Origin of the sequence: Microvirga lotononidis, from assembly GCF_034627025.1 — a bacterium.
GTDB lineage: Bacteria > Pseudomonadota > Alphaproteobacteria > Rhizobiales > Beijerinckiaceae > Microvirga > Microvirga lotononidis.
Window position 1 is genome coordinate 368,192 of sequence record NZ_CP141049.1, and the last position, 14,687, is coordinate 382,878.

Genomic DNA, 14,687 nt, shown 5'->3' on the forward strand with positions numbered 1-14,687 from the left:
AACATGAAGGAGCTCACATTCTCCGAGCTGGGCAAGCGCATTCTACAGTTGCTCGTCAGTCTCTTCATCCTCCTGTGCGTTACCTTTGTGATCGGTCGCTTGCTTCCGACAGACCCGGTGGGCGCCATCGTGGGCGAGCTGGCCGATCCAGCGGCTTACAAAGCCATGCGAGCGCGTCTCGGCCTCGATCTGCCGGTCTATCAGCAGTTCTGGATCTACCTTCAAGGGTTGATGCAGGGGGATCTTGGTCAGGCTATCCTGACCGGGAACACCGTCGCGAGCGATCTCGCGCAGGCATTTCCGGCGACCCTTGAGCTCGCTACCCTCGCCATCCTGATTTCCACACTGGTCGGGGTCCCGCTGGGGCTCGCAGCGGCCCTGTTCCGCGACACTCTGGTGGATCAGATCGCGCGCTTCATCGCCCTGTTCGGCCACTCTGTGCCCATTTTCTGGTTCGGCATCGTCGGCTTGGTGATTTTCTACGCTGGTCTTGCCTGGGTTGGGGGGCCGGGCCGGGTTGACGTCTATTATGAAGGAATTGTTCCCAGTGTAACTGGCATGATGCTGATTGACAGCCTCATCGCAGGCGAGGTCGAAGTCTTCTGGAACGCCTTATCCCACATCATCCTGCCAGCCTGCATTCTTGCGTATGCGGCAATGGCGTACATCACGCGGATGACACGGAGCTTCACACTTGAGCAGCTGAGCCAGGATTATGTGATTGCTGCACGCGCCAAAGGTGTGAGCCCTGCCGGCACGGTAATCGGACACGTATTGCCCAACATCGGAGTGCAGCTCATCACTGTCCTGGCAATCTCATATGGCAATCTGCTGGAGGGAGCGGTCGTGACCGAGGTCGTCTTTTCCTGGCCAGGCATCGGCCAGTACATGACCAACGCGCTCATGATCGGAGACATGAACGCCATTCTGGCAGCGACGATCATCGTCGGCATTATTTTTATGATCCTGAACTTTCTGGCCGATGTCGCCTATGCGGTGCTCGACCCAAGAACCCGGGAGGCGACATAATGGCTGCGTTCGAAACAGCCGATGTGCCGGTGCGTCGGGAGGCATCGATGATGCGTTATATGGTGGGGATTCGCCGTGCGGGGCACAAACTCGCCCAGGAGCCGCTTGGCCTTGCGGGTTCCGTGATCCTGGGGCTGGTGGTGTTGATCGCGATCCTTGCGCCTCTCCTGGCGCCATACGATCCTACACTCCAGAACTTGGACAATGCCCTCCAGGCGCCGAGCGCCGCACACTGGGCCGGCACTGACGAGTTCGGTCGGGACATCTTCAGCCGACTGATCTATGGCACACGAATTACGATCCAAACGGTTCTGGCTGTGTCCCTAATCGTCGGCCCCTTTGGCCTGACCGTCGGTGTCGTAGCGGGTTTCCTTGGGGGGCGAGTTGATGCTCTGCTTATGCGCGTAACCGATATCGTGCTCTCGTTTCCTTCGCTGATCCTTGCCTTGGCATTCGCCGCCGCCCTTGGAGCGGGCCTCAACACGGCGATCATTGCGATCTCGCTCACTGCTTGGCCGCCGATCGCCCGATTGGCTCGCGCGGAGGCACTGGTCATACGCAACACTGACTACGTCGCTGCCGCTCGCCTTTATGGCGCTTCGGCCTGGAGACTTTTGTTTTTCTATATAGCGCCGATGTGTATCCCATCCGTGGTCGTGCGGCTGACGCTGAGCATGGCTGGGATCATCCTGACGGCTGCTTCTTTGGGTTTCCTTGGGCTAGGCGCGCAACCGCCTGCCCCCGAGTGGGGGGCCATGATCTCGAATGGACGCAAGTTCATGCTTGATCATTGGTGGGTTGCTGTGATGCCCGGCGTCGCCATCCTGATCACTAGCCTTGCGTTCAACGTCGTCGGCGACACCCTCCGTGACATCCTGGATCCCCGCCATGCCCGCTCCTGATCAGCAGACGCTGCTCTCCGTTCGAGATCTCAGTATTGCGTTCGGGAATAACCTGGTCCCCGCTGTCAGGAACGTGAGCTTCGATATCGGACGCGAAAAAGTCGGCATCGTGGGCGAGTCCGGATCGGGGAAGTCCACAACCGGCCGCGCGATCATGCGCCTTCTTCCGCCGGCGGCTCGCACGACTGCGGCAGTTCTCACGTTCAATGGGATTCCACTTCTGGACGCTTCCGAGCGAGATCTGCGGAAGATAAGGGGTAAGGACCTAGCGTTGATCATGCAAGATCCACGCTATTCACTCAATCCCCTTCTCACCATCGGCCGGCAGGTGGCGGAGTCTGCTTTGCTTCATTTGAATGCTGACAACAAAAGCGCCCGCCGGCATGCTGCCGAGATGTTGTCGCGAGTGCGCATTGCCGACGTCGAGAGGGTAATGGGGCTCTATCCTCATCAGGTATCGGGTGGGATGGGGCAACGGGTGATGATCGCTATGATGCTGATGTCTAAACCCAAACTCGTCATCGCCGACGAGCCGACCTCGGCTCTAGACGTCAGCGTACGTCAAGATGTCCTTAAACTGCTCGACGAGTTAGTGAATGAAAACAATTCCGGCCTTATTCTCATCAGCCACGACATCCGCATGGTGGCGGCTTTCTGCCAGCGCATCCTGGTGATGTACAAAGGGCAGGTGGTCGAGACCTTGTCCGACCTTCAGGCGGCAACCCATCCCTATACCCGGGCTCTCATTGCTGCGATGCCGGATCCGCGCCACCCGACACCGCGTCTCAAGACACTGGACCGACGCGCTTTGGAGGCTGCAGAGGCAGGCGTACGATGATTTCCGTTGAAAATTTAGAAATCGCCTTTGGCTCTGGAAGCACCCGCAACCAGGTTGTCAAAGGCGTCAGCTTCAATGTCGCGGAAGGTGAGACGCTTGGGATCATCGGCGAGTCTGGTTGCGGCAAGTCGACCGTCCTGCGGGCCCTGGCCGGGCTTGAGCGGAATTGGACCGGAGCTATCAGCTTAGGCGGCCAAAGCGTGCACAAGCAGCGCTCCCGCGACGAGCTCAAGAAGGCCCAGATGGTGTTTCAGGATCCGTATGGCTCACTTCACCCACGCCACCGCATTGGAACGGTTTTAGCCGAACCCCTGCGATCGATGGGGTTCGGGAGTGGCCTGGATCGCGTGCCGGATGCCCTGCGCCAGGTAGGCTTGCCATACGAGTTCGCAAATCGCTTCCCCCACGAACTGTCGGGCGGTCAGCGCCAGCGCGTCGCCATTGCTCGTGCCTTGATCCTTTCGCCGCCCATCCTGCTTCTCGACGAGCCGACATCGGCCCTCGATGTATCGATTCAGGCTGAGATTCTTAACCTTCTTGCCGACCTACGAGATGAAAGGAGGCTGACTTACGTTCTCGTCAGCCATGATTTGGCCGTGATAGGTCACATGTGTGACCGGGTGCTGGTAATGCAGAACGGACAGTTCGTCGATCATCTCACAAAGGCGGATATACAAGCAGGAGTCACTCATGCTGACTATTCGCGGACGCTGTTCGACGCTAGCTTGATTTAGGCCGATGGCTCCTGTGTCAGTCCACCTTTAGACGACGGATCTCGCCCCATTTCTGCGCCTGAACAGCCGTCGCAACTTCGCCTCGGTGAGCCTTCTCATCTCCGCACGACGCCCCAATCTAGCAGGCGATGGTTCACAGCATGTGGCCGATCATGCAAGATTGATCGCGAGAGGTGATGTTATCGGTGATCGCCCAGTGAACGACTTTCTCGTCGCCGTCGATCTCAAGAAGCATCTCAAAGGTTGCAAGCTCCGCGTAGACGCCGAAGTACCCGACATGACGGTTTCCCCACGAGGGCAGACTAATCCTGTCGATCTCGAAGGTCAGGGCGCGACAGCGCGCCAAGACCTGATGCAGCACCTCGATCGGGTAACGTTCCCGAACCGACGGTGCCAGGAGTTGGCGAAACGCAACGACGTCACTGTCCTTGTAGGCCCGGAGCAGGGCCTGGGATATGTTGATTACGGCATGGGGACCAGGTTCCGCTGCCACCAGACTGGACAGGAAGCATGACGCGAGCGTGGCGGGAAGAAGCAGGTTCCACTTCATGATAGGTCTTAATGCCTCGCTTCACTTCTTACGCCGGTAGACCTCAGTGAGATGAGCCACATTACTCAGGTCCGGTCGGATTTCATATTGCTCGGCCGCCAAGCGCGGATCCGAGCGATCGACCGATTTCAGCAATGGCGGCGTTGCGATCATCGAACGAGCTCTCTGTCTCCGTCATGTAGACGCTCACGATGATTGGCCTGCTCCCGGGAGGAATAGGTGACATCGTTTCATCAGATGAGGCGGCGACCCGCGCGATGGATAGTCTTGCTTGGGTGCTTTGTCGCCGGTTCTGCAACCCTCGGAGCAGGGTTTGTTTCGGTGATCCTCTACAACAAGGACATCTCAAGCGCTGAAAATACCCTGCGTAATCTCTCTCTTGTCTTAGCAGAGCAGACAGAGCGCGCTTTCCAGAGCATCGACCTTTCTCAGCAGACTGCCCTTCAAGCTCTAGACGGCTTGGAGGAGGCTTGGTCTCATGATCTAAAAGCAGCAGCGCGAACCTATAGTTTCTACCAAGTTCTGGTGAACCAGGTTGAACAACTGCCTCACGTTGAAGCGCTCACCCTAGTTGACGATAAGGGAAGGCTACTGAATTCATCCCGGTCATGGCCGATCCCTGAAATGGACGTTTCGGATCGGCCCTACTTCAAAGCATTCAGGGACAATCCTGACCTGCAATTGATGATAGGCGAGCCCGCAGTAAGTCGGGTATCCGGCACGCTGACGGTGCTTGTGGTCCGCAGAATGACCGGCCCAAGCCGCGAGTTCACGGGCCTCATCATTAGTGCGATTGCCTTGGACTATTTTCAGACCCTGTATCGTGAAATCGCGCTATTGCCTGAACGTGCGGTCACTTTGGCGCGGAGCGATGGTGCTCTTCTCGTGCGTTACCCTGAGATACAGTCAGCCCTAACAGATGCACATAGCGTGCGCCTGAATTCGCCAAGAGCCTTTGTTGGGCGAGCGGGAGGGGTCACTAGGAGCATCAGTGTTCTCGACGGCAAAGACAGGATCATTGCAGTTCAAAACCTGAAGCGTTATCCGCTGGTCCTTCTCGTCAGTGATACAGTGGAGACAGCGCTCTCGACATGGTACTATCAAGCAGCACTCCTGGCCGCAATTGCGGCCCTAATGGACGTAGCTGTGGCGATGGCTTGTCTGCTTGGAGTTCGGCAGATCCGTGCAACCGCGAAGAGAGCCGAGGCAGAGAGCTTTCTGGCTCGCCATGACACGCTCACCGGCTTGCCTAACCGCATCCTTTTTAATGAGGAAATCGAGCGAACTGTAAGGGAAGCCAAGCAGTCGGATCGGACGTTCGCAGTACTGCTGCTCGACCTTGATGGGTTTAAGGAAGTGAACGATACACTTGGGCATCAAGCAGGTGATGAACTGCTTCGGAACGTGGGCGCGCGGCTTCGGGCATGCATTCGAAAGAGTGATCTGATTGCACGAATTGGAGGTGATGAGTTCGCCGTTGTGCAGCGAGATGTTGAGCATCCCGATGAGACGAGCGCTCTTGCAAGACGCCTCATCGAGACCATGCGCGCACCATACAGGTTGTACGGTGACCTTGCGTCCATTGGCATAAGCGTTGGCATCGCCTTCGGTCCTGATGGTGACCAGGACGCTGATCAATTGATGAGGCGGGCCGACCTAGCTCTCTACAGTGCGAAGAGAGAAGGGCGAGGAACGTTTCGGCTCTATGAACCAAAAATGGATGAAGAGCGTCTTGCTCGCCGCGCACTCGAACGCGATCTCGCGCGGGCTGTCGAGGCTGGAGAACTTGAACTCTTCTACCAGCCAATTTTCGACCTCCGCACCGATCTCGTTGTCGGATTCGAAGGACTCTTGCGTTGGCGTCATGCGAGACATGGGCTGGTTTCCCCACACGAGTTTATACCAATAGCAGAAGAAACTGGCTTAATCGGGCCAATCGGTGAATGGGTTATTCAGCAGGCGTGCCATCAAGCGGCGAATTGGCCAGCGTCTATAAAGGTGGCTGTTAATCTCTCGCCGGTCCAATTCAAGACTGGCGACGTCATGGCGGCGGTCACGCACGCGCTTGCATCGTCAGGGCTGCCTGCAGAGCGGTTAGAGTTGGAAGTTACTGAATCGACGCTTTTGGATGCGGGGGCCGTGGGTGACATTCTTCAGCAAGTCAAGACTCTCGGAGCCACCATTGCGCTTGATGACTTTGGCACTGGCTATGCCTCGATGAGTTCTCTACGCAGCTTCCCGTTCGACAAGATCAAGATTGATCAATCCTTCGTCCAAGAGATGAATAGCTCATCCGGTAGCGCTGCGATTGTGTATGCCACCCTGGATCTGGCGCGTCGCTTAGGCATTGCTACAACCGCTGAGGGTGTGGAAACAGAGGAACAACTCGGTGTACTTCGCGCAGCCGGATGCACGACGGCGCAGGGTTACTTGATCGGTAAGCCAATGCAAGCTGAGCACATCCCGTCTTTCTTGGTGCAAAGCGAAGTGCATCCTCTCAGATTGCAAAGCTCCGTAGAGGGCACATGAGCCGGGTCAAAAATGGATAGATTGAGCCTGTAATTGGAAGTTGTATTCGTCAGAGCAGCGGGGCAGATTGTGACCAACGCTGGATTAACATCACACCCGGATCACCCGCATGGGGCAGATCATACCTTCACCCACAGGCATCGTTCACATATCCGAACGCTATCCCGCTTGGAGAATGCGAGCTACTCGCTAGACTACCACCGCTATGGAACTTTTCTGCGGAATCGTGTCAGCTCGTTATGCAGGCAGCGAGACGGCTTCGATGAAAAGGCACCGAGAACGTATTTTCGCTAGCTGAGGGAAAGCCCATGAAAGGCATCAGAGGAATTAGTATCGGGATCGCTTTCGCCGCATTGATCGGCGCCTACAACGCGCCCGCGTCGGCCAAGGAGTGGAAAGAAATCACCGTAGGCGTCGAGGGCGCGTTCCCGCCCTTCAACCTGATGACGGCGGATGGGAAGCTGGATGGCTTCGACATGGATGTCGCCAATGAGGTCTGCAAGCGCGCCAATCTGAAATGCACCTTCGTCGCGCAGGACTGGGACAGCCAGATCCCGGGACTTCTCGCCCAGAAATTCGACGCCGTTCTGACAATGGGGCCGAACCCGAAACGTCGCGAAGTGATCGATTTCACCACGCCCTACGCCATCACACCGAATACGTTCCTGGTCGAGAAGAGCGGCCCCCTCGCCAATCTCCCCGGCACCGGAACGAACGTGTCCGTCAATGATGGAAGCTCGAAGGAGGTTCTCGATGCGATCCGTGCGAAGCTGAAGGGCAAGACGGTCGGTGTCGCCCTGTCGACCAGCCAGCAGCAGTTCATGGAAGAGAACTTCAAGAACGATGCGGAGGTGAAGACGTACAAGTCGTCCGAGCAGGCTCAGCTCGACCTCGGTGCCGGCCGTATCGACGCGCAATTCGACAACATCGTGTTCGTCACGAGCATGGTCGAGAAGAGCAACGGCAACCTCGTGGCTTCCGGCCCCATGCTCACCGGCGGCATCATGGCGACCAATGTCTGCATTGGGATCCGCAAGAACGAGCCGGAACTCAAGGAGATCCTGGACAAGGCCATTCAATCGGCGGCCGCTGACGGCACGCTTCGCACCCTGTCGACCAAGTGGTTCAAGACGGATGTGAGCCCGAAATAGGGGACCGGGTCTGGGGCTCGATGCCCCAGACCCTCACGACATGAAGAACGCTGCCGCTATCCTGCGGCCTTTGCATGGCGGACGACGTCCGCATGCGTGCCGAACCACACATCGGGCCGCGCCCTGATGGTCCGGATCAGCTCCTCCAGAATCCAGATGCGCGACCGGTGCCCGATGATGTCGGGATGCATCGTCAGCTGAAAGATCCCGCCTTCGGAATAGGCGAGCTCGAACTCCTTCGAGAAAATGCCGAGGACGTCGGCCGGCGCAATGTAGGGCCGCAGGCCGGACCAGCGGTCCATGTGGAGATAGGCGGCGTCATCCCGGATCCACTCCACCGGCAGCTCGATGATGCCTGTCGGCTCGCCGTCCATGACGAGCTCGTAACAGTCGTTGTCGGCCATCAGAGATGAATCGTAGAGGAGACCCATCTCCTTGGTGATCTTCAGGGTGTTGGGGCTGAAGTCCCATGACGGCGTGCGGATGCCCACGGGTCGGGTTCCCGAGATCCGTTCGAGAGTGTCGGCGGAGCGCATCTGCAGGTCCCGCTCGGCCTGCTCGGGCAGGAGCGTGTTGCGCTCGTGAATCCAGCCATGGAGTGCGATTTCGTGCCCGTCTTCCGCGAGCTGGCGCTGCTCGTCTGGATAGAGCAGTGCGGCGACCGCAGGCACGAAGAAGGTCGCCTTGACGTCGAACCTGTTCAGGAGCGCGCGAATGCGCGGGACGCCCTGGCGCGTCCCGTACTGCCCCTGAGACATGACGCTGATCGAGCGGCCGCCGTCTCGGAGCTCGGCGGTCTCATGGTCGGAGTCGAACGAGAGCGCGACGGCGCAACGGGCACCGTTCTGCCAAGAGCTCGGGCGCAGCGAGGTGCCGGCCCGAACCCCGTTGACGACCCGGCGCCACTGCGCCTCCGGCCACTGCCAGGGCTCCATGGCCGCTTTGCTTGGTTCTTCCATCGTCTTTCTCTCCATCAATTGGGCCCGCCGCTCACGGGCAGAACCTGGCCTGTGATCCAGCTTGCATACTCGGAAGCGAGGAACAGAACGGCATGAGCGATGTCCTGAGGCTCGCCCAGCCGGCGCATGGGGATGCTTTCGATCATCGCGCGCTGGCCGTCGGGGCCATAGGAGGCCCATTGGCGCTCATAGTCGGGGCTTGTCCGGAGAAAGCCGGGCGCGATGGCATTCACGTTGATCCCGAACGGGCCGAGCTCGTATCCGAGCTGCCGCATCAGCCCGAGCTGTCCCGCCTTGGCGCTCGCGTAGGCCTGAATGCCAGTCAGGCTGATGCCGAGACCCGCGCCGCTCGAGATCATGACGATCTTTCCGCGGCGCCGCTCCTTCATGCGCTCTACGACGGCCGCCGCGACGAGGAACGCACCTTTGACGTTGACGTCGTAGATGTCGTCCCATTCCTGCGGCGTGACCTGTTCGACGGGTTTCCTGGTCTGTCCTCTGACGCCGCCGGCGACATGAACGAGCACGTCGAAGCCGCCGCACTCGGCCTCCATCGCGCGGACGCCCGTGGCGATGTCGTCGGGATCCGTGACGTCGAGCCTGCGCACCTCGATCGCGCCGCCGCGCTCCGCGCGGCACGAGGCCTTCAGCTCCCTCAGCTCGTCTAAAAGGATATCGGTCGCGTAGACCCTTGCCCCGCGGGAGGCGAAGCCCTCGACAATGCCCCGTCCGATCCCGCGGCTGGCCCCCGTCACCAGGACCGTCCGACCTTCGAAATAAATGTCCATGTTCGTTCCTGATGTTAAGCGCCCTTGAAGCCGAGCTTCGAGCTGAGAAGTCGCGCGTGGCTCTCGATCGCGTCGATCATGCGTACCTTGGAGTTCTCGAAGCGCTGGGTGATCGTTGCCACGTTGAGAGCCGCGATGACCTCGCCCGAGGCATCGCGCACCGGCGCCGCTACGCCGGAGCCTCCGAGATAGGCCTCCTGATCGCAGATGGCGTACCCGTCCCGACGCACGGCCTCGAGAATCCGCCTGATCTCGAGCCGGTCCGTGATGGTGTATTGCGTGTGGCGGATGAGACGCTCGCGGCCAAGATAGTCATCCACCCGGTGCGGCTCCCAGAAGGCCAGCAGCACCCGGCCCATAGCCGTGCAGTAGGCGGGGTCCGATCCCGACAGATCCGCTTCGAACCGGATGACTTGGCGGCTGATGCTGCGGGCAACGGGCTTCACGCGACCGTCGCGTTTACGGACGCCGAGAAAGACAGTCTCGCCTTCCGCGTCGCGCAGGCCGTCCATGATCGGCTGGGCAACAGCGATGAGCAGAGCCTCGCGCCCGCTGCTCCAGCCTGGGCCGTTCCGGCACCCCTCGTGCAGACGATAATATTCTGACTCTTCGCGGGTGACATAGCCCCGGGAGACCAGTGTCGCCAGTAGGCTGTGAGCACTGCTCTTCGGGTAGCCGAGCTCGTCCACGATGTCCTTGAGGCTCATGGGCTCCGACGAGCGGGCGAGCAGCTCCAGCAACTCCAAGACCCGCACCGCGGATTTAACTTCGAAGTCCGCATTCTCGTTCATGTATGTGAACCAAGTTCCACTTGTCGAACAAAGATCGATCGGGAACACTTTGTCTGTCAAGAGAAACCCGTACGCGGAATGATGAGAGGTTGAATTGAAGCAGGTTGCGATCGTCACCGGAGGGGCAAGAGGCATTGGGCGCGCATGCGCACTGGATCTGGCCCGGCAGGGCTTCGATATCGCTCTCGTCGATCTGCTCGAGGAGGAGATGGCGGCCACGGCGGCGGACATCCTTGCCCTAGGTCGTGATGTGCGTACGTACCAGGCGGACGTGGTCCTACACGGCCGGGCGTGTGAGATCGTGCGCGATGTTCATTCCGCCTTCGGGCAGATCGATTTCCTGCTCAACAATGCGGGTCAGTCGCAGCCGAAGGGAATTCTCGAGACCACCGAGGACGAGTTCGACCGCGGCATGGCGATCAACCTGAAGAGCTGCTTCAACTACATTCAGCACGCAGCCCCGATCATGCTGGAGCAGGGTAGGGGGCGCATTGTCTCCATGTCGTCGCTCAATGCGCTATCGGGCGGGGTCACCGCCGCGGTCAGCAAGTTTGCCTATGCGGCCGCGAAAGCCGGTATCCTGGGCATGACCCGGGCTCTGGCCAAGGAGCTGGGGCCCACGATCGCAATCAATGCCATCTGCCCCGGAGTCATCCTGACCGAGGTCGGCACCGACGTCACGGCCCGCGAGAGTGAGATCGTGAAGGGTATTGCCCTGGGCCGCCTCGGATGTGCCGACGATGTCGCCCGCCTCGTGACCTTCCTGGCAACATCGGAGCCGTGCTTCATCACGGGCCAGACGTTCGTCGTCGACGGATTCCAGTTCAACGTCTGACGGCGCAGGCCCGGCAGGGCATCATGTTCCCATGCCGCGTAAACGACGCGGCTTTCCCACCGAGAGCTGAAGCCTCGCAGTCTTCGGAACCGACAATGTCCAATTCTCCTCCGCTTTTTTCGCCAATCCAACTCGGCCCGATCGATCTCCCGAACAGGATCGTGGTCGCGCCCATGTGTCAGTACTCGGCGCACGACGGATGCGCTTCGACCTGGCACCTGCAGCACCTGATGAATCTCGCAATGTCGGGCGCCGGCCTCGTGATGATCGAGGCCACCGCGGTGGAGCGAAAAGGCCGCATCACCCATGGCTGCCTCGGCCTTTACTCCGACGAGAACGAGCTGGCGCTCGAGCACGTCCTGCGCGAAGCCATGGCGGTTGCGACGCCCGGCACCCAATTCGGTATCCAGCTCTCGCATGCAGGTCGCAAGGGATCTGCTCAGCGTCCGTGGGAGGGCGGCGGCAACCTGCCTGATGCGGAATCCTGGGGGACGCTTGCCCCATCGGAGGTTCCGCATCGCGAGGGCTGGCATGTTCCGTTCCAAGCCGACGGGGATGATGTGGAGCGGATCATCGGGGCGTTCGCTCACGCAGCCGTGCGGGCCGCACGCATCGGGATCAAAGTGATCGAAGTACACATGGCCCATGGCTACCTGCTGCACCAGTTTCACTCGCCGCTCTCAAACCGCAGAAATGACAGCTGGGGCGGAGATGCCGAGCGCCGTATGTCTCTGCCGCTCACCGTTGCGCGGGCGGTCCGAAAGGCGGTGCCCTCATGCGTGGTGGGGGCACGGATCACCGGCAGCGACTGGGCTGAAGGTGGCCTGGAGATCCGCGACGCGGTCATGCTCGCAAAGGCCATCAAAGACCTGAGACTGGACTACGTTTGCGTGACGTCGAGCGGCATTCCCAGTTCCAGCCCAACCATCACTGATCCCGACACGATGCAGATCCCGCTCGCCGCAACCGTCAAGGCGGAGGCGAAGATCGTCACCCGTGCAGTCGGATCAATCGTGAACCCCAACGAGGCAAACGACATCATCGCGAGTGGGCAGGCCGACCAGGTGGCTATTGGCCGTGCCTATCTTGATGATCCGCGCTGGGCCTGGCATGCGGCCCATCTTCTGGGCGGAACGGTTCAGTATCCGGGTCCATACGCTTGGGCGGCCCCGGCTGAATGGCCCGGAATCGAGAAAATTCGCCGTTGACGAAGGCGCGTAAACTGGCCTTCGCAGTCGATTTCGAAGTGACGGACCCGGCACATGGCTGATCTGATCTCGACCGGTGGCCTTGCCCTTCCCGTCTTGCCAGAACTTGGTCAGGAAATGATTTGGATGCTCGCTTTGTACAATGCGACCAGCTTTGGACCCGGGGCGTTGTCATGTCTGGATGGCGCCCGTTTGGCAATGTGATTGTTGTTGACGTTTCGGCCTAGCGGGGCGGGTGCAGTCATGTCTCCGGCCTTTGAACGCGGTGCTGCATGACCGCTGGCCCTGATGTTTTACGCTGGAAGCTGGTCCCTCTCACGTTATCGCGCTCGACTGGCGCAAGACGATGCCACGGGTTTCCCAGTTTCGGCGGTCCATGTCCGCTGTGGCTTCACATCATCTCATCATCACCGTGCCAACTGAGTTGCCCTGAGGGGCGAATAGTCTGAGCTCGCTGTCTATGAGGCCGCCGGCGCGGCGGCTCCCGTGCTCCCCCGGCTGGTAAGCCGTGCTCCTGGCCATCACCGCCCAGGCGCTCCGGGCGATCTTGTTGGCCAGGGCCACGGCCACCACCTTGAACGGTTTCTTGGCCAGGAGGCTCCGGGCCCAGTCCGCCAGCGCCGTCCGGGTCTTGCCCGACTTCAGGCTGTAGAGCGCCGCGTGCGCGCCGACGACCAGCAGCTTGCACAGGTGCCGGTTGCCCATCTTGGAGATGGAGCCCAACCGCGGCTTACCGCCGGTTGAGGGCTGCCGCGGCACGAGACCGAGATAGGCGGCAAACTCCCGACTGCCGTGGAACAGGCTGGCGTCTGGAACACTGGCCGAGAGACAAGAGGCCACAATCGGGCCGATGCCCGGAATGCCGGCGAGCCTTGTGCTGACCGGATCGCTGCGGTGGGCGGCCAGAATGGCTTTGTCGAGCCTGGCAATCTGCGCCTCGATCTCAACCAGCATTGCCGCCAGAGGCTGGAGCGCTATCCGAGCGGTGGCGGGGAGATCGGGACTGGCGTTATCATGGATAAGGGCAATCAGCTGGCGCGTGTTGCGAGCGCCTTGTGCTACCACGATGCCCAGCTCTGCAAAGTGACCGCGCAGGGCATTGATCAGGGCTGTCCGTTGCCCGATCAGGAGATCGCGGGCTCGGTGCAGCATGAGGGTGCTCTGCTGCTGCGGGCTCTTGACCGGAACGAAGCGCATCGACGGCCGTGTGACCGCCTCGCAGATCGCCGCCGCGTCCGCTGCGTCGTTCTTCTGTCGGCGCAGATAGGGTTTGACATAGGCGGGAGGGATCAGGCGGACCTCATGGCCGAAAGCCATGAGCGTGCGGGCCCAGTGGTGAGCCGTCGCGCACGCCTCCAACCCGATCAGGCAAGGTGGAAGGGCGCTGAAGAAGCCCGGCACCTGGCTGCGCCGCAGTGCCTTGCGCAGGACGATCTTTCCACTCCTGTCGACGCCGTGCAGCTGGAAGACGTTCTTTGCGATATCAAGGCCGATCGTGACAATCTCTGGCATGATGTGTGGTTCCTCTCCGGTTCTTCAACATGCCTATTCTGGCACGTCTGACGCTGGTGGAGGGCGCCATCCACGACATCAGGTTAACAGGCTGAGGTCGCAGAGCCTCATAGGATCAGGCTGTCAGAAGCTTACAGCATGGCCAGTGACTTCGACCCAAGTGCGAAGGCCCAGGCACGGGCACGGCGATGACTTGCGGCGTTGGTATCGGCGGGGCGGCCAATGAGATTTGCAACCTGATCATGAGTTGAGAGGAAGCGCTGGGCATGTCCGGCTGACTCGAACCGTTTCATAATGCGCTCGCGTCGTCGGGTCGGCCGATGAGAATTCTCAGCGCCATTGTTCAGGCCTCTATGCTACCGATGCTCGACACCGGGCATGACTTCTCGCTTTGCAGCGGCATAGCTGACCAACTTGTCCGTGATCATCACGGGAGGGGCCATGCCCCCATGCTGATCGACGGCGCGCCAGAGCCAATGCTTCCGGCCCGCGATGTTGATCACAACCTCATCGGATGCCATTTGTCACCCGGCGCAGGAAGACGGCGGCGGATCTCCTTGGCAAAGGCTTGGCCAAACTTCAGAGCCCATTGGCGGACAGTCTCGTGGCGACCTCAGTGCTTCGTTGCGAGCATCTCCTCAACCATGCGCAGGCTGAGCGAGAACCCGAAGTAAAGCCACACGGTATGGCTGATCGGGGATGTCACATTAACTGAGTATAGCCGTTGGGCTGACCAACAAGGTCAGCATTTGCACAACCCAAGTCGTTGATTTTCCTCACAGCGAGATTTTTCCTTGACGAGTCCAAGGTAGTATTCGCCGTTGCTGTGACATCACTGTCTCAGCTTAACTCCATAGCACC

Annotated in this window: 15 protein-coding genes and 1 pseudogene; 9 read left to right on the top strand and 7 right to left on the bottom strand. The window is 60.0% G+C overall.

Annotated elements, in window-relative coordinates:
- The first annotated feature begins 3 nt into the window (after positions 1-3).
- From U0023_RS25200 to U0023_RS25215, 4 genes are read left to right on the top strand one after another with little or no spacing between them, the layout of a single operon-like run.
- Complete coding sequence (locus U0023_RS25200) at positions 4-1,029, top strand: ABC transporter permease (protein WP_009762409.1); 1,026 nt, start codon at positions 4-6, stop codon at positions 1,027-1,029.
- A gap of 47 nt (positions 1,030-1,076) precedes the next feature.
- On the top strand, positions 1,077-1,931 hold the full coding sequence (locus U0023_RS25205) for an ABC transporter permease (RefSeq protein ID WP_407667444.1): 855 nt from the start codon (positions 1,077-1,079) through the stop codon (positions 1,929-1,931).
- A complete protein-coding gene (locus U0023_RS25210; RefSeq protein ID WP_009762411.1) occupies positions 1,918-2,769 on the top strand; it encodes an ABC transporter ATP-binding protein in 852 nt (283 codons plus the stop codon). The genes U0023_RS25205 and U0023_RS25210 overlap by 14 nt, the downstream gene beginning before the upstream one ends.
- Complete coding sequence (locus U0023_RS25215) at positions 2,766-3,503, top strand: ABC transporter ATP-binding protein (RefSeq protein WP_009762412.1); 738 nt, start codon at positions 2,766-2,768, stop codon at positions 3,501-3,503. Before U0023_RS25210 ends, U0023_RS25215 begins: the two co-directional genes overlap by 4 nt.
- A 133-nt stretch (positions 3,504-3,636) precedes the next feature.
- Here U0023_RS25215 and U0023_RS25220 read toward each other — a convergent pair whose 3' ends face one another.
- Together U0023_RS25220 and U0023_RS25225 are read right to left on the bottom strand one after the other, a co-directional pair.
- On the bottom strand, positions 3,637-4,053 hold the full coding sequence (locus tag U0023_RS25220; RefSeq protein WP_009762413.1) for a hypothetical protein: 417 nt from the start codon (positions 4,051-4,053) through the stop codon (positions 3,637-3,639).
- A gap of 21 nt (positions 4,054-4,074) precedes the next feature.
- On the bottom strand, positions 4,075-4,206 hold the full coding sequence (locus U0023_RS25225; RefSeq protein ID WP_009762414.1) for a hypothetical protein: 132 nt from the start codon (positions 4,204-4,206) through the stop codon (positions 4,075-4,077).
- A 66-nt stretch (positions 4,207-4,272) separates the two neighbouring features.
- Between U0023_RS25225 and U0023_RS25230 the strand changes: the two genes are divergently transcribed.
- Together U0023_RS25230 and U0023_RS25235 are read left to right on the top strand one after the other, a co-directional pair.
- Positions 4,273-6,582, top strand: coding sequence for a putative bifunctional diguanylate cyclase/phosphodiesterase (locus tag U0023_RS25230; RefSeq protein ID WP_322883839.1), 2,310 nt, complete (start codon positions 4,273-4,275; stop codon positions 6,580-6,582).
- A gap of 308 nt (positions 6,583-6,890) precedes the next feature.
- A complete protein-coding gene (locus U0023_RS25235) occupies positions 6,891-7,733 on the top strand; it encodes a transporter substrate-binding domain-containing protein (RefSeq protein WP_009762416.1) in 843 nt (280 codons plus the stop codon).
- Positions 7,734-7,789: 56 nt separating this feature from the next.
- Here U0023_RS25235 and U0023_RS25240 read toward each other — a convergent pair whose 3' ends face one another.
- The 3 genes from U0023_RS25240 to U0023_RS25250 are packed head-to-tail and all read right to left on the bottom strand — an operon-like array spanning position 7,790 to position 10,271.
- Positions 7,790-8,692 carry a polysaccharide deacetylase family protein gene (locus U0023_RS25240; RefSeq protein WP_009762417.1) on the bottom strand — a complete coding sequence of 301 codons (903 nt, stop codon included), beginning with the start codon at positions 8,690-8,692 and terminating at the stop codon, positions 7,790-7,792.
- Between the two features lie 14 nt (positions 8,693-8,706).
- The gene (locus U0023_RS25245; RefSeq protein WP_009762418.1) at positions 8,707-9,480 is read right to left on the bottom strand and encodes an SDR family NAD(P)-dependent oxidoreductase; all 774 of its coding nucleotides are present in this window, start codon (positions 9,478-9,480) and stop codon (positions 8,707-8,709) included.
- Between the two features lie 14 nt (positions 9,481-9,494).
- The gene (locus U0023_RS25250) at positions 9,495-10,271 is read right to left on the bottom strand and encodes an IclR family transcriptional regulator (protein ID WP_009762419.1); all 777 of its coding nucleotides are present in this window, start codon (positions 10,269-10,271) and stop codon (positions 9,495-9,497) included.
- 94 nt (positions 10,272-10,365) lie between these two features.
- Here U0023_RS25250 and U0023_RS25255 point away from each other — a divergent pair, with 94 nt between their 5' ends.
- From U0023_RS25255 to U0023_RS25265, 3 genes are all read left to right on the top strand, one after another.
- On the top strand, positions 10,366-11,106 hold the full coding sequence (locus U0023_RS25255; protein WP_009762420.1) for an SDR family NAD(P)-dependent oxidoreductase: 741 nt from the start codon (positions 10,366-10,368) through the stop codon (positions 11,104-11,106).
- A 95-nt stretch (positions 11,107-11,201) separates the two neighbouring features.
- Complete coding sequence (locus tag U0023_RS25260; protein WP_009762421.1) at positions 11,202-12,314, top strand: oxidoreductase; 1,113 nt, start codon at positions 11,202-11,204, stop codon at positions 12,312-12,314.
- Positions 12,315-12,368: 54 nt separating this feature from the next.
- Complete coding sequence (locus U0023_RS25265) at positions 12,369-12,518, top strand: hypothetical protein (RefSeq protein ID WP_154661072.1); 150 nt, start codon at positions 12,369-12,371, stop codon at positions 12,516-12,518.
- 192 nt (positions 12,519-12,710) lie between these two features.
- On the opposite strand, the gene U0023_RS25270 is transcribed toward U0023_RS25265, so the two are convergent.
- Both U0023_RS25270 and U0023_RS25275 read right to left on the bottom strand, forming a co-directional pair.
- Positions 12,711-13,826, bottom strand: coding sequence for an IS110 family RNA-guided transposase (locus U0023_RS25270; protein ID WP_009762422.1), 1,116 nt, complete (start codon positions 13,824-13,826; stop codon positions 12,711-12,713).
- A 131-nt stretch (positions 13,827-13,957) separates the two neighbouring features.
- A pseudogene (locus U0023_RS25275) lies at positions 13,958-14,532 on the bottom strand (IS6 family transposase).
- Positions 14,533-14,687 lie beyond the last annotated feature (155 nt).

Bases quoted from the DNA above. Each gene is read 5' to 3' on its own strand.
- U0023_RS25200 (WP_009762409.1), top strand. From the start codon at position 4: ATGAAGGAGCTCACATTCTCCGAGCTGGGCAAGCGCATTCTACAGTTG.
- U0023_RS25205 (WP_407667444.1), top strand. From the start codon at position 1,077: ATGATGCGTTATATGGTGGGGATTCGCCGTGCGGGGCACAAACTCGCC.
- U0023_RS25210 (WP_009762411.1), top strand. From the start codon at position 1,918: ATGCCCGCTCCTGATCAGCAGACGCTGCTCTCCGTTCGAGATCTCAGT.
- U0023_RS25215 (WP_009762412.1), top strand. From the start codon at position 2,766: ATGATTTCCGTTGAAAATTTAGAAATCGCCTTTGGCTCTGGAAGCACC.
- U0023_RS25220 (WP_009762413.1), bottom strand. From the start codon at position 4,053: ATGAAGTGGAACCTGCTTCTTCCCGCCACGCTCGCGTCATGCTTCCTG.
- U0023_RS25225 (WP_009762414.1), bottom strand. From the start codon at position 4,206: ATGATCGCAACGCCGCCATTGCTGAAATCGGTCGATCGCTCGGATCCG.
- U0023_RS25235 (WP_009762416.1), top strand. From the start codon at position 6,891: ATGAAAGGCATCAGAGGAATTAGTATCGGGATCGCTTTCGCCGCATTG.
- U0023_RS25240 (WP_009762417.1), bottom strand. From the start codon at position 8,692: ATGGAAGAACCAAGCAAAGCGGCCATGGAGCCCTGGCAGTGGCCGGAG.
- U0023_RS25245 (WP_009762418.1), bottom strand. From the start codon at position 9,480: ATGGACATTTATTTCGAAGGTCGGACGGTCCTGGTGACGGGGGCCAGC.
- U0023_RS25250 (WP_009762419.1), bottom strand. From the start codon at position 10,271: ATGAACGAGAATGCGGACTTCGAAGTTAAATCCGCGGTGCGGGTCTTG.
- U0023_RS25260 (WP_009762421.1), top strand. From the start codon at position 11,202: ATGTCCAATTCTCCTCCGCTTTTTTCGCCAATCCAACTCGGCCCGATC.
- U0023_RS25265 (WP_154661072.1), top strand. From the start codon at position 12,369: ATGGCTGATCTGATCTCGACCGGTGGCCTTGCCCTTCCCGTCTTGCCA.
- U0023_RS25270 (WP_009762422.1), bottom strand. From the start codon at position 13,826: ATGCCAGAGATTGTCACGATCGGCCTTGATATCGCAAAGAACGTCTTC.